This is a genomic window from Aureimonas ureilytica (assembly GCF_001475935.1).
Classification (GTDB): Bacteria; Pseudomonadota; Alphaproteobacteria; order Rhizobiales; family Rhizobiaceae; genus Aureimonas; species Aureimonas ureilytica_A.
This window is the reverse complement of the sequence record NZ_LDQA01000001.1, coordinates 117,715-131,213: the sequence shown is the minus strand read 5'-3', so window position 1 is coordinate 131,213 and position 13,499 is coordinate 117,715. Positions and strand designations below refer to the sequence as shown.

Sequence of the window (13,499 nt, the reverse complement as noted above, 5' to 3'; positions counted from 1 at the left end):
TCAGTGAGCGTTGTCCATCGCGAGCGATACGATTTCGCGGTGGACGGCCGGCAGGCAATGGGGCAGGTCTTCTGAAATCAGCCCCGGTCCAAAATGCTCGGCGGCCTTTCCATGCATCCACACGGCTAGACACGCCGCTTCGAAGCTCGGCCGCTTCTGCGCCAGTTGCGCGGCCACGAGGCCCGCAAGCACATCCCCTGTGCCAGCCGTTGCGAGCCAGGGCGTACCGGTTGCGTTGATGGCAGCTCGCCCATCCGGCGCCGCGATCACCGTGTCAGCTCCCTTGAGAACGACGATGGCGTTGGAGCGCCTGCTCGCGTGACGGGCGCGATCGACCTTCGACAAGCGAAGGTCGCCAGCAAGGTCGGGAAATAAGCGCGCGAACTCGCCATCATGCGGTGTCAGCACGAGTTGAGGCTCGCTATCAGAACATTGCCGTGCCGCCTCGAATAGCCGCGATGCATGATCGCGAAAGGACGTCAGTCCATCGGCATCCAGAACCAGACGGCGTCCTGCTTTCAGGACCGTCAGTGCCATCGCTTTTGCCCGATCGCCTATGCCGAAGCCCGGCCCGAGCACAAACGCATTCAGACGCTTATCCTCCAGCAACACATCGAGATCGCCGTCTTCGCATCGTTTCAGCATGATCCCGGTGAGATGCTGCGCATTCACGAGAAGAGCCGAGGCGGGCGAAAAGACCGTGACCAAGCCGGCACCACCTCGCAGGGCGGACAGCGCCGCCAAACGCGCCGCCCCCGTCCGACTCATCCCACCCGAAAAGACCACGGCGTGACCCCGGTCGTATTTGTGATGAGCCGTTAGAGGCGTCGCCGCATGGTGAAGCCATAAAGATGGCTCGTTCGCGAAAACGGGCTCGAAAGGCTCTGCCGCCTCTTTCATCGCAGTTTCAGAGAGCCCGATCGGCGCAACGACGATCGTGCCGCAGTGGTCTCTGCCCGGTAGTAAGCAGTGACCCGGTTTTCGACGCACGAACGTGACCGTCAAATCGACCTTCGGCGCATAGCCTCGTATCTGTCCGTTTCCACCATCGACACCGCTCGGGATATCGATCGAGACGATAGGGCGACCGGAATCTTCGGCCTTGCGAAGAACATCCTCCGCATCCCCCTCCACGTCACGAGACAGGCCGGCACCCCATAGGCCATCCAACACGAGGTCATATTTGCCTCCATGAAAGACCTGCAGCGGCGCGATCTCGTCATGACGGTTGGCCGTGCCGAACAGGTCCGCCGACCGCTTTTCCTCGCGCAGATACCTAGCCGCGACCAATGCGTCACGCCCATTGTTGCCGGGCCCAACGAGAACAGCCACTCGCTTGGCATTGGGGAAGCGGGACGAGATTTCCGCTGCGACGGCACGACCAGCTTCGTCGACAAGAGACCTCAATGAAATGCCCTCTCGAAGAGCATTCTGGTCCGCTCGTTGCATTTCTCCGGGCGTCCAAAGGCGGCACTGGTCGGGATCGCCATATCGTCTGATCATAATTTATGCATCCTGCACAAAAATTTCACAGTCCCTTGCCTAGAAGGACCACAGTTTCAGCCTGTTTTGCTGTGGCGTCGGTTCGGCCTATTCGCTAGAGAACGCATAAGGCAGGAGTTGCTCCCGTCCAGTGGAGTCGGGTGGCGTAACACTGCCAGTTCAACCGATGCGTTCGCTCTCATCGCTCGATGAGGGACGCGCCTTACGGGAGGGGTGAGACGTTGAAAAAGGTCGAAGCGATCATCAAGCCGTTCAAGCTGGATGAGGTGAAGGAAGCCCTTCAGGACGTCGGCCTCCAAGGTATCACCGTCATCGAGGCCAAGGGCTTCGGACGCCAGAAAGGGCATACGGAGCTCTATCGCGGCGCCGAGTATGTCGTGGATTTTCTCCCCAAGGTGAAGATCGAGATCGTCCTGGCGGACGACGCCGTTGCGGCCGCCGTGGAGGCGATCCGCAAGGCCGCCCAGACCGGCCGCATCGGCGACGGCAAGATTTTCGTGTCCAACATCGAGGAAGCGGTTCGCATCCGCACCGGCGAAGTTGGAACGGACGCCATCTGAAAGCCGCACGGCTTTCCGACCACAGAGTTCAGTCGTTCATTGAGGAAGGACCGGTATGACTTCGGCCAACGACATTCTGAAGCAGATCAAGGACAACGACGTCAAGTTCGTCGACCTGCGCTTCACCGACCCGCGCGGCAAGCTGCAGCACGTCACGATGGACGTGACGATGATCGACGAGGACATCTTCTCCGAAGGCACGATGTTCGACGGCTCCTCGATCGGCGGCTGGAAGGCCATCAACGAGTCCGACATGATCCTGATGCCGGACCCCGAGACCGCGCACATGGACCCGTTCTTCGCGCAGTCCACGATGGTCATCATCTGCGACATCCTCGATCCGGTTTCGGGCGAGAGCTATAACCGCGACCCACGCTCGATCGCGAAGAAGGCAGAAGCCTATCTCGCGCAGTCGGGCATCGGCGACACAGCCTATTTCGGGCCGGAAGCTGAGTTCTTCATCTTCGACGACGTTCGCTACAAGGCCGATCCGTACAACACGGGCTTCAAGCTCGACTCGACGGAACTGCCCTCCAACGACGACAGCGAATACGAGACGGGCAATCTGGGCCATCGTCCGCGCGTGAAGGGCGGCTACTTCCCGGTTCCGCCGATCGACAGCTGCCAGGACATGCGCTCCGAAATGCTGACCGTCATGGCCGAGATGGGCGTGAAGGTCGAAAAGCACCACCACGAAGTGGCGGCCGCTCAGCATGAGCTCGGCGTCAAGTTCGACACGCTCGTGAAGAACGCCGACAACATGCAGATCTACAAGTACGTGACCCACCAGGTCGCGAACGCCTACGGCAAGACGGCGACCTTCATGCCGAAGCCGATCTTCGGCGACAACGGCTCGGGCATGCACGTGCACCAGTCGATCTGGAAGGGCGGCAAGCCGACCTTCGCCGGCAACGAGTATGCGGGTCTTTCCGAGAACGCGCTGTACTACATCGGCGGCATCATCAAGCATGCCAAGGCGATCAACGCCTTCACCAACCCGTCGACCAACTCGTTCAAGCGTCTGGTTCCGGGTTACGAAGCGCCGGTTCTGCTCGCCTACTCCGCGCGCAACCGTTCGGCCTCCTGCCGTATTCCGATCGGCCAGTCGCCGAAGGCCAAGCGCGTGGAAGTTCGCTTCCCCGACCCGACGGCCAATCCGTACCTCGCCTTCGCGGCGATGCTGATGGCCGGCCTCGACGGCATCAAGAACAAGATTCATCCGGGCGCCGCCATGGACAAGGATCTCTACGACCTGCCGCCCGAAGAGCTGAAGCAGATCCCGACGGTGTGCCGTTCGCTGCGCGAAGCTCTCGAGTCTCTCGACGCCGATCGCGACTTCCTGAAGGCCGGCGGCGTCTTCGATGACGATCAGATCGATGCCTTCATCGAGCTGAAGATGACCGAAGTGCTGCGTTTCGAAATGACGCCGCACCCGGTCGAGTTCGACATGTACTACTCGATCTGATCCTTCGCGATCAGACAGGGAAAAGGGCTCCTTTCGGAGCCCTTTTTCGTTTGGGCTGCTTGAAACGAGACTGTCTGAGAATTCGAGATATCCAGCACAACTCGCTCGTTCGCCGCGCCTATCTCAGCCGGCGCGCAGGGTGTCAGCGCTTCAGAATCCAGTTCAACGTGTCGCGCCAGTCGATCATACGGATCGGCGTTCCGTGGTTTCCATCATCGAAGAGCACCATGCGGATCGGATACGATGGATAGCGTTTACGAACCTGATCGAACCAAACCTTCTGACGCGCCCAGGGATAGACTTTGTCTCTCGTTCCGTGCGCGAGCAGAAGCGGGATCGGTTCGCCAGAGGCCTTTCTCATCCGCTCGAACCGCGCTTCGTCGCCGTTCGAGCCAAGATAGACCAGCCCCGCGACCATAGGCGCGAGCGTCTTGTCCGCCATCAGATTCCAGCACAATTCTCCCCCCATCGAACCGCAAGCCAGAACGATCCTCGTCTCGGGCGCGGTCAAGCGGATATGTCGGACCAAGGCTGCGCCCCGCGCGGCGTCGGCTTCACCCAGCCCACCGCCATCGAACGTGACGTAAGCGCCGCCCACGCGAACCATCAGGTTTTTCAGTCGGTTAAAATTTCCACCGAAGGTCCAGTCATTCATTCCAAGACGTCGATCACCATTGCGGCCATGAACGAAGACAACCACCGCTTTGGCCCGGCTGATCTGGCCGACGCGCATCCAGCGCAGCGGGCCTGCGGGCGTTGGCAAGGTCTCGTCCGCGAAGAGATTTCTCGCCAGGAGTTCGACATAAGGCGATCGAACACGGCGCTCCGGGATCTCGTCCCTTTGGTCGATATCGCGCGCCTCCGAATACGGAACGTCCAACACGGTGCCGTCCCTGGAGGCGCCGCTAGGCTGCGGGTAGTCGAAAAGTGGGTCCTTGAACGGTGAGATATCGATCAGCGGCGCGGCCAAGGCCTTGGTTGCCCCCACGGGACAAGCGATTGCTGCGAGAATGGCCGATAACTGCAAGCCCTTCCGAAGCGTATGCCGAAGGTCCTTCACGTCATGTCTCCTGTCAGCGTTCGACAACCGACGCACTTTTGTCCATAAAGCCCTCTGTCGGCGCTTGTAAACCAGGCGTGAGAACACTTGAAGAACATCGCACAAATCGATACCTCCCTTTCATGCTACCGCCAGTGACTTCAACCCTGACACAGAGAGGGGCCGATCACCCATGAGCGAGGATTTGTTCGCCGGATCGGCCGCAAAGGCAAGCGCCGCGGGGCGTGTCTCGTCGCGGAGCGCGAAGCCCGAGCCTGTTGCCCCTATATCGCTTCCGCAGCCCACGCAGGACTACACTGCTGCAGACATCGAGGTTCTGGAGGGGCTGGAGCCGGTCCGCCGGCGGCCGGGCATGTATATCGGCGGCACCGACGAGAAGGCTTTGCATCACCTCTTCGCCGAGGTGATCGACAATTCCATGGACGAAGCGGTCGCAGGCCATGCGAGCGTGATCGACGTCTCGCTCGACGCGGATGGCTTTCTCACGGTCGCCGACAATGGCCGCGGCATTCCGGTCGATCCCCATCCCAAGTATCGGGACAAATCGGCGCTGGAAGTTATCATGACGACGCTTCACGCGGGCGGAAAGTTTGATTCGAAGGTGTATGAAACGTCCGGCGGGCTTCATGGCGTTGGCGTCTCGGTCGTAAACGCCTTGTCCGACGTGTTGGATGTCGAGATCGCACGCAATCGAAAGCTCTATCGCCAGAGCTACTCTCGCGGTCATGCCGTGACTGACCTTCAGGAGATCGGCGACGTTCAGAATCGGCGTGGAACGAAGGTTCGATTCCACCCGGATCCTGCGATCTTCGGCGAGAGTGCACGCTTCGATCCGACGCGGCTGTTCGGGATGGCGCGCTCGAAGGCCTATCTCTTCGGCGGCGTCGAAATTCGCTGGAGCTGCGACGCCTCTCTTCTCGGCGAGAGTAGCAAGACGCCGGCCAAGGCCGTCTTTCACTTCCCCGGCGGCCTCAAGGATTATCTCGACGCCTCACTGGAAGGCGAGCAGCGGATCACCAACCAGATATTCTCGGGACGAACCGAGCGGGCGTCCGGTCACGGCGCCGTAGAATGGGCGGTGTGCTGGACTGCAGGGGACGGAACGGTCCGATCCTATTGCAACACGATCCCGACGCCTGAAGGCGGTACGCATGAAACCGGCCTGCGCAACGTTCTGCTGCGCGGCCTGAAGGCCTTCGCCGAACTGTCCGGCAACAAGCGCGCGGCCGCGATTACAGCGGACGACGTCATGATCACAGCGTCGGCCATGCTCTCGGTCTTCATTCGCGAGCCGGAATTCGTCGGGCAAACCAAGGATCGCTTGGCCACGGCCGAGGCTCAGCGCATCGTCGAAAGCACGTTGCGAGACTCATTCGACATCTGGCTCGCATCCTCGCCACAAGATGCGGCCCGGTTGATCGATTGGGTCGTGGAACGGGCCGACGAACGTTTGCGGCGCAAGCAGGAAAAGGAAGTCAGTCGCAAGACCGCGACACGCAAGCTCAGGCTGCCGGGCAAGCTGGCGGACTGTTCGCAGTCGGGCGCGGCCAACGCCGAGATCTTCATCGTCGAGGGCGACTCGGCCGGTGGCTCCGCCAAGCAAGCGCGCGACCGGGCACGACAGGCCGTTCTGCCTCTGCGCGGAAAAATCCTGAACGTCGCGTCGGCGGGTCGGGAGAAGCTCGGCGCCAATCAGCAGCTGGCGGATCTGATCCAGGCGTTAGGGTGCGGAACGCGGACCAAGTATCGCGAAGCGGATCTGCGCTACGAACGCGTTATCATCATGACCGACGCTGACGTCGATGGTGCTCATATCGCGTCTCTTCTGATCACCTTCTTCTTCCAGGAGATGCCCGAGCTGATCCAAGAGGGGCACCTTTTTCTCGCCGTCCCGCCGCTCTACAAGCTCAGCCAGGGCGGTAAAACGATCTACGCCCGCGACGACCGAGACAGGGAGCGCATCGTCTCGAAAGAGTTCAAGGGCAAAGGCAAGGTGGAAGTCAGCCGGTTCAAAGGCCTTGGCGAGATGCTGCCGTCCCAGTTGAAAGAAACCACGATGGATCCCAAGCGCAGAACGCTCCTGCGTGTCCAAGCTGATCCGGCGCCCGAGGCGGGAACGGCGGGTGTCGTCGATGCTCTGATGGGCAACAAGCCTGAGGCTCGCTTTCGGTTCATTCAAGAGCGGGCCGCGTTTGCAAACGATCTCGATATCTAGAGAAGGCTGATACGATGCGTAGAACACAGAGCCTCCTCCCGTCAGTCGCGATGGCCTTGCTTCTGGCTTCGTTGGGTGGCTTTGCATGGGCTCAGGCTCCCGCGTTGCCCGAAGCGCCTACTCCCGCCGCTGGCGCTCCGACGGCGCCCAAAAGCGACGGTCAACCGGACGCGAAAGCCCCTGCCCCGACCGAAAGCAAGGCTGGACCCGATATCAAGGCTCTGGCTGCCATCTCGGCTCTCGACCCTATGATCGGGGACGTGCAACTCGTCGGTCCTTGGACGGATGGTGAACGACATGGGGTCTGGAGAACCGTGATGACCCAGCCTGCCAAGGAAGACGGCGGCAACAGGTTTTTCGTCCAGCAGATCGAACAATCCGCCGAGGGCTCGCGAGTGTCCTCGTCCGTGGAGATCACCGAGATTGCGGACGTGAAAGGCGCCGTCGTCGGGTACCGAGCCGATCCGCCGGCTGAGGGTCAGGAAAGCAACTTGACACTTTTCTTCGACATTCTGCCGCTCGATGGAGAAGTCACCGATACGTATGAGCTCTTCATCGCGCCCAATACACCTTACCGCTTCGGCCCCGCCTCGAACTGAGAACAAACTGAGCGGTACGCTCCAGCGGACGTGGAAGATTGGTCGTCAATCTGCCAGGTCCGTTCTGCTCGCCGGTTGAGGTAGATCCGTCCGCTGTCCACAAGCAACAACGGCCCTTCGCTTGACAACTTGGCCGCTCGCGCCTATGGCGCAAGGAACCGATGCGTGGGGATCTGGCCTCGGCTATGTCCTCGCCAAGAGAAAGACATAGCGACCTCATGCACTTCTCAGAACTAGGCTTGAGCGCGAAAGTTCTTTCCGCTGTCGAGGCGGCAGGCTACTCGCAGCCAACTCCTATTCAGGCAGAGGCCATTCCTCACGCGCTCGCTCGACGCGACGTGCTGGGAATCGCGCAGACCGGGACCGGAAAGACCGCGTCTTTCGTGCTTCCCATGCTCACCCTACTGGAGCAGGGCCGTGCGCGCGCTCGAATGCCCCGCACGGTGATTGTCGAGCCGACACGCGAACTGGCAGCACAAGTCGAAGAATCCTTCGTCAAATATGGCGCCAACCAGCGCTTGAGCGTTGCTCTCTTGATCGGCGGCGTGTCCTTCGAGGATCAGAACAAGAAACTCGAACGGGGTGTCGATGTTCTGATCGCGACGCCCGGTCGCCTTCTCGACCATTTCGAGCGCGGCCGATTGCTGATGACCGGCGTCGAGATCCTGGTCATCGACGAAGCCGATCGTATGCTCGACATGGGCTTCATCCCGGACATCGAGCGCATCTGCAAGCTCATCCCCTTCACCCGGCAAACGCTGTTTTTCTCGGCCACCATGCCGCCCGAAATCACGCGCTTGACCGATCAGTTCCTTCAGAACCCAGTTCGGGTGGAAGTTGCCAAGCCCGCCTCGACGGCGAACACGATCGAGCAGCGTCTGGTTGCGACCCGAAAGGAAGATTACGCCAAGCGCGAGGCGTTGCGCCAGATCATCCGCAGCCAAGGCGAGGAGCTGACCAACGCCATCATCTTCTGCAACCGGAAACGCGATGTCTCCTTGTTGTTCCGGTCGATGGAGAAGCATGGCTTCTCCGTCGGCGCCCTGCATGGCGATATGGATCAAAGATCGCGCATGATGACGCTGCAGGCGTTTCGCGACGGAAAGATCACCTTCCTCGTCGCCTCGGACGTGGCGGCGCGAGGTCTCGACATTCCCATGGTGAGCCACGTCTTCAATTTCGACGTCCCCATTCACGCCGAAGACTATGTCCATCGGATTGGCCGTACCGGTCGCGCCGGACGCTCCGGCAAGGCCTTCACGCTGGTTTCGAAACCGGATCAAAAATATCTCGATGCGATCCTGTCCATGACCGCGCAGTCGATCGAATGGCTTGATGGCGATATCGCTTCACTGCCCGCACCATCGGCTGGCGACGAAGACGGCGAGCGCTCGGAGCGTCGCGGCAGCAAACGGGGTGCCGGCGAGTCTCGGGGAAAATCCGGTCGTAGTCGCGGCCGAAACCGATCCACGCGAGACGTTGAGACAACGGAAGCTTCGATCGAACAACCGGACTTCGATATCGAGAAGGCGGCCGAACGTTCACTGGAGAGCTTGGAGACCAATATGGACGTGATCGCTGATGAGAGATTGTCGTCGCGCCGCGACCGGGACCGCACGCCTCGCGATAGCAGCCGTCGCACATTTGGTTCATCCCAAGGGAGCGATCGTCGTGGCGGAGGACGCGCATCGAACGCGGACGAGCCGACGCCAGTCGGCTTCGGGGACGATATTCCTGCCTTCATGCTGATCCGCACGAGCGCAAGCGCCTGAAAAGGCGCAAGCGGTCCTACATCAAATGTGAAACGCAGCGCCCCGTAAGGAGCGCTGCGTTTTTTATCTCAAATCGACGGGATTTAAGCGGACTGAAGACGCGCCGCGTCAGCGGGCTTCAGTTCGACCGATTCGCCGCAACCACAAGCGGAGGTCTGATTGGGGTTGTTGAACACGAAGCCGGAGCGAAGAATCGTTTCTTCGTAGTCCATGCGTGTGCCCAGCAAAAAGAGCACGGCCTCAGGGGCCACGAAGACCTTCGCTCCGTCCTGTTCCACCACGTCTTCGCCCGGCTTGGCGGCATCCGCCAGAGCGATCGTGTATTCCATGCCGGCACAGCCGCCCTTCTTCACTCCGACACGAATGCCGTCGGCCGGCGAGGATGAAGCACTTACCAGCGCGCGAACCCGTTCTGCGGCTGCGGGACTCAGGGTCATGATGGAAAAGCGCGCCATGTGAGATTCCTTTTCGTTCTCATTGGATGGCGAAGGGTCGTATCGCCCTTCACCATTTCAGGCTTTCGTCAGTACCAACCGACCGCCACCTGCGCCTCTTCGCTCATCCGCTCCGGCGTCCAAGGCGGATCGAAAACCAACTCGACCTTCACGGCCTGAATTCCTTCAACGCTCCCAACAGCGTTTTCCACCCAGCCCGGCATTTCCCCCGCAACCGGGCATCCGGGAGCGGTCAAAGTCATGTCGATCGCGACATTGCGATCGTCATCGATGTCGATCTTGTAGATCAGGCCCAACTCGTAAATGTCGGCAGGGATCTCAGGGTCGTAGACGGTCTTGAGCGAAGAGATAATGTCGTCAGTCAGACGCGACAACTCGTCGGCCGGGATTGATGACGTGGAGGCAGGATCGGCCAAGCTCCGATTAGCCTCCGCGCGGTCGTCCTCGACCGCCTGCTCGCCAGCGTCTGCCGCTGTTTGAGGATTGTTTTCCATCATCCGATTTCTCAGGCGAAAAACCGCCGAGCCTTTTCTAGAGCTTCTGCCAAACTATCGACTTCGGCGCGCGTATTATAGAGCGCGAAGGAAGCCCGGCATGTCGAAGTCGCACCAAACCGCTTGAGGAGCGGTTGCGCGCAGTGCGTTCCCGCTCGAACGGCCACGCCCTCGCGGTCGATGAGCATGGCCACATCATGAGAGTGAATGCCTTCGAGGTCGAAGGAAATGATGCCGCCCTTGCCCGGCGCATTCCCGTAAATTCGAAGCGAATTGATCGCGCTGAGCCGATCCGTCGCGTAGGAGAGAAGGTCGTGCTCATGCGCGCTGATGCGATCTCGACCGATCGACATCATGTAGTTCAAGGATGCCGCCAGACCGATCGCTTGAACGATCGGTGGTGTGCCGGCTTCGAAGCGATGCGGAGGCGCGTTGTAGGTGACACTGTCCTCCGTCACCTCGATGATCATTTCGCCGCCGCCATTGAACGGGCGCATGGCGTCCAATCGCTCGCCACGACCGTATAGGACGCCGATCCCGGTGGGGCCGTAAACCTTGTGGCCGGTGAAGATATAAAAATCGCAGCCGATGTCCTGAACATCGACGTTCAGATGCACAGCACCTTGGCTGCCATCCACCAGAACCGGGATGCCATGTGCCTGTGCCAGTGCACAGACGTCCTTGACCGGCGTCACCGTCCCCAAGACGTTCGACATATGAGTTATGGCGACGAGCTTCGTACGCGGCCCGATCGCCTTCTCGAACTCATCCATCGAGATGGAGCCGTCGTCGCCGACCGGTACGAACACGAGCTTGGCGCCCCGACGCTCTCGCAGGAAGTGCCATGGAACGAGATTCGAGTGATGCTCCATGATCGTCAGGACGATCTCATCGCCCTCGCCGATTTCCTGCTCGAACCCGTAGGACACGAGGTTGATCGCTTCGGTCGCCGATCGCGTGAAGATGATCTCATCGACCGACGAGGCGTTCAGGAAATGACGGACGGTCTCGCGCGAGGCTTCGAACGCCTCCGTTGCGGCGTTCGAGAGAAAATGAAGGCCGCGATGCACGTTCGCGTACTCTTCGCTATAGGCGCGATGAACGGCTTCGAGCATCGCAGTCGGTTTTTGAGCCGACGCACCGTTGTCGAGATAGACAAGAGGTTTGCCGTAGACGGTCCGTGACAGGATAGGAAAGTCGCGTCTGATCGCTTCGACGTCGTAGGGCCGCTGGTCGAGGTCCTGGGAGTTGAACGGGGCGTTCATCGCTGCCGATCCTTCCTGAGACGAGTTCGCTCCGAGGGTCCGGAGCGAAGGTCTGATTACGAATGCCTGCTATCGAGCCAAGCGTCGATCCGCGTTTCCAACGCCTCGACGATCGTCTCGTCTTCGAGCTCTTCCACCACTTCTCCAACGAAAGCCTTTACCAGAAGCGATCGGGCGCGGGCCTCGGGAATACCTCGGCTCATGAGATAGAAGAGATGATCGGCATTGATCTCGCCCGCCGTCGCGCCGTGGCCGCACTGCACATCGTCCGCGAAGATCTCCAACTCCGGCTTGGCCGAAAAGTCGCCATCGTCAGAGAGAAGCAGCGTGTTGCAGGCCAACCGGGCGTCGGTCTTCTGCGCGCCTTTGGCGACACGGATCATCCCCTGGAACACACCATGACCGCCCAGCACCACGTTCCGGAAAATTTCCGTCGAGGTCGTGTGCGCGACATTGTGGTTCAAGGTGGTCGTCACGTCGATATGCTGGCCTTCATCCAGAAGGTTCACGCCACGGATCTTGATGTCGGCGCCCTCGCCTTCCGTCACCGCATGGACTTCCTGACGCACAACCGCGCCGCCCGCGTTCAGAACGAACAGCCGCAGCTTGGCATCGGCCCGAAGCGTGACGTTGAGCTGGCCCAAATGGCTCTCGTCGCTGCCCTTTTCCTGAACGACGATCCAGAGAACGTCCGCGCCATCGCCGATATCGAGCGTATAGACCGCCGTCGACACGGCACCGGCCGAGGCGGGAGGCGCGCGCTCCACGAAGGTCGCGGACGACCCAGCACCCGCCACGACGTTGGCATAGCTCTGCCCACCCGTGGAGTTCGACTCAGGGCGCAGTTCGACAGGCGTCGCCAGAACGAGGCCCGACGCGACCTCGATGTCGACGCCCTTGGCTTCCATCGCCTCGTTCAGAACACGGATCGTATCAATGCCGCGATCGAGATGGTTGACCGTCTTGTTCCAAGGTGCAATGCGCTTGCCTTCGGAAACCTTCAACCCGGATGCCACGTCGTTTCCGGCCGCGGGACGATCGAGTTCCACGACCAGCGAATGCGGCAGAAGAGGCGTGAGGTAGGACGGCTGAGCAGGCTTCTGCTCTCCATCCTGAACATTCACGCGGCCGAGCAAAGCGCGCAGATCCGTGTAGTGCCAAGCTTCCACACGGCGGCTCGGAAGACCTTCCGTGCGCAAAACCTCCAGAGCTTCCCGCGAGGTCTCGTTGGACAATCGCGTTTCGGCCCGGTCGATCAAAGTGAGTTCAGCCGCCGTGCGCGGCTGCGTCTTGCTGAGAGACATCAGGCCGCCTCGCCGATGATCTGCGCATAACCTTCGTTCTCGAGTTGAAGCGCAAGGTTCTTGTCACCGGACTTGATGATGCGTCCCTTGTAGAGAACATGCACCTTGTCGGGCACGATATAGTCCAGCAGGCGCTGATAATGGGTGATGACGAGGAAGGAGCGATCCGCGCCGCGCAACGCATTGACGCCGTCCGCCACGATCTTCAGCGCATCAATGTCAAGGCCGGAATCGGTCTCGTCGAGGACGCAGAGATGCGGCTGAAGAAGCGCCATCTGCAAAATTTCGGCCCGTTTCTTTTCGCCGCCGGAGAAGCCGACATTCAGAGGACGCTTGAGCATGTCCATGTCGATCTTCAATTCAGCGGCCGACTCCTTCACCCGGCGCAGGAAGTCCGGCGTCGTCAACTCGCCTTCGCCGCGCGCCTTGCGCTGAGAGTTCAACGCCGTCTTGAGGAAAGTCATCGTGGCGACACCGGGAATTTCCAGCGGATACTGGAAGGCGAGGAACACGCCGGATGCGGCACGCTCGGCCGCATCCATCTCCAGGATCGACTCGCCATTATAGAGGATGTCGCCCTCGGTAACTTCGTAATCCTCGCGACCCGCGATGATGTAGGAGAGCGTCGATTTACCCGAACCGTTCGGTCCCATGATCGCGGCGACTTCGCCCGACTCGACAGTCAGGTCGAGCCCACGAAGGATTTCGGTTCCGGTCTCGGCGACCCGAGCATGAAGGTTCTTGATTTCCAGCATCGTCGTTCTTCTGATGAGTGGTAAGGAGCCGCGCAGCGCGCAGCGTCTCGAA

Annotated in this window: 12 protein-coding genes; 5 read left to right on the top strand and 7 right to left on the bottom strand. The window is 60.5% G+C overall.

Annotated features, from left to right (window positions below; translation table 11 throughout):
- Complete coding sequence (locus NS365_RS00575) at positions 1 to 1,503, bottom strand: NAD(P)H-hydrate dehydratase (protein WP_082684327.1); 1,503 nt, start codon at positions 1,501 to 1,503, stop codon at positions 1 to 3.
- A gap of 221 nt (positions 1,504 to 1,724) precedes the next feature.
- Between NS365_RS00575 and NS365_RS00570 the strand changes: the two genes are divergently transcribed.
- Complete coding sequence (locus NS365_RS00570) at positions 1,725 to 2,063, top strand: P-II family nitrogen regulator (RefSeq protein ID WP_058598327.1); 339 nt, start codon at positions 1,725 to 1,727, stop codon at positions 2,061 to 2,063.
- 55 nt (positions 2,064 to 2,118) lie between these two features.
- The gene (gene glnA / locus NS365_RS00565; RefSeq protein ID WP_058598326.1) at positions 2,119 to 3,528 is read left to right on the top strand and encodes a type I glutamate--ammonia ligase; all 1,410 of its coding nucleotides are present in this window, start codon (positions 2,119 to 2,121) and stop codon (positions 3,526 to 3,528) included.
- Between the two features lie 142 nt (positions 3,529 to 3,670).
- Here the strand turns inward: glnA and NS365_RS00560 are convergent, their stop codons facing one another.
- Positions 3,671 to 4,693 (bottom strand): alpha/beta hydrolase, encoded by a 1,023-nt coding sequence (locus NS365_RS00560; RefSeq protein WP_153003589.1) that lies wholly within the window; start codon positions 4,691 to 4,693, stop codon positions 3,671 to 3,673.
- A gap of 67 nt (positions 4,694 to 4,760) precedes the next feature.
- Between NS365_RS00560 and parE the strand changes: the two genes are divergently transcribed.
- The 3 genes from parE (at position 4,761) to NS365_RS00545 (ending at position 9,174) form a co-directional block, all read left to right on the top strand.
- Positions 4,761 to 6,803 (top strand): DNA topoisomerase IV subunit B, encoded by a 2,043-nt coding sequence (gene parE, locus NS365_RS00555; RefSeq protein ID WP_058598324.1) that lies wholly within the window; start codon positions 4,761 to 4,763, stop codon positions 6,801 to 6,803.
- A gap of 317 nt (positions 6,804 to 7,120) precedes the next feature.
- Entirely contained in the window at positions 7,121 to 7,402 is a 282-nt protein-coding gene (locus tag NS365_RS00550) for a hypothetical protein (RefSeq protein WP_058598323.1), read from the top strand.
- Positions 7,403 to 7,587: 185 nt separating this feature from the next.
- Positions 7,588 to 9,174, top strand: coding sequence for a DEAD/DEAH box helicase (locus tag NS365_RS00545; RefSeq protein WP_153003603.1), 1,587 nt, complete (start codon positions 7,588 to 7,590; stop codon positions 9,172 to 9,174).
- An 83-nt stretch (positions 9,175 to 9,257) separates the two neighbouring features.
- On the opposite strand, the gene sufA is transcribed toward NS365_RS00545, so the two are convergent.
- From sufA to sufC, 5 genes are all read right to left on the bottom strand, one after another.
- The gene (gene sufA, locus NS365_RS00540) at positions 9,258 to 9,629 is read right to left on the bottom strand and encodes a Fe-S cluster assembly scaffold SufA (protein WP_058598321.1); all 372 of its coding nucleotides are present in this window, start codon (positions 9,627 to 9,629) and stop codon (positions 9,258 to 9,260) included.
- Positions 9,630 to 9,697: 68 nt separating this feature from the next.
- Entirely contained in the window at positions 9,698 to 10,123 is a 426-nt protein-coding gene (locus tag NS365_RS00535; protein WP_082684342.1) for an SUF system Fe-S cluster assembly protein, read from the bottom strand.
- A gap of 11 nt (positions 10,124 to 10,134) precedes the next feature.
- Positions 10,135 to 11,388 carry a cysteine desulfurase gene (locus NS365_RS00530; protein ID WP_058598320.1) on the bottom strand — a complete coding sequence of 418 codons (1,254 nt, stop codon included), beginning with the start codon at positions 11,386 to 11,388 and terminating at the stop codon, positions 10,135 to 10,137.
- 56 nt (positions 11,389 to 11,444) lie between these two features.
- Positions 11,445 to 12,692 carry a Fe-S cluster assembly protein SufD gene (sufD, locus tag NS365_RS00525; protein ID WP_058598319.1) on the bottom strand — a complete coding sequence of 416 codons (1,248 nt, stop codon included), beginning with the start codon at positions 12,690 to 12,692 and terminating at the stop codon, positions 11,445 to 11,447.
- Positions 12,692 to 13,447 carry a Fe-S cluster assembly ATPase SufC gene (sufC, locus tag NS365_RS00520; protein ID WP_058598318.1) on the bottom strand — a complete coding sequence of 252 codons (756 nt, stop codon included), beginning with the start codon at positions 13,445 to 13,447 and terminating at the stop codon, positions 12,692 to 12,694. Before sufC ends, sufD begins: the two co-directional genes overlap by 1 nt.
- Positions 13,448 to 13,499: the final 52 nt, after the last annotated feature.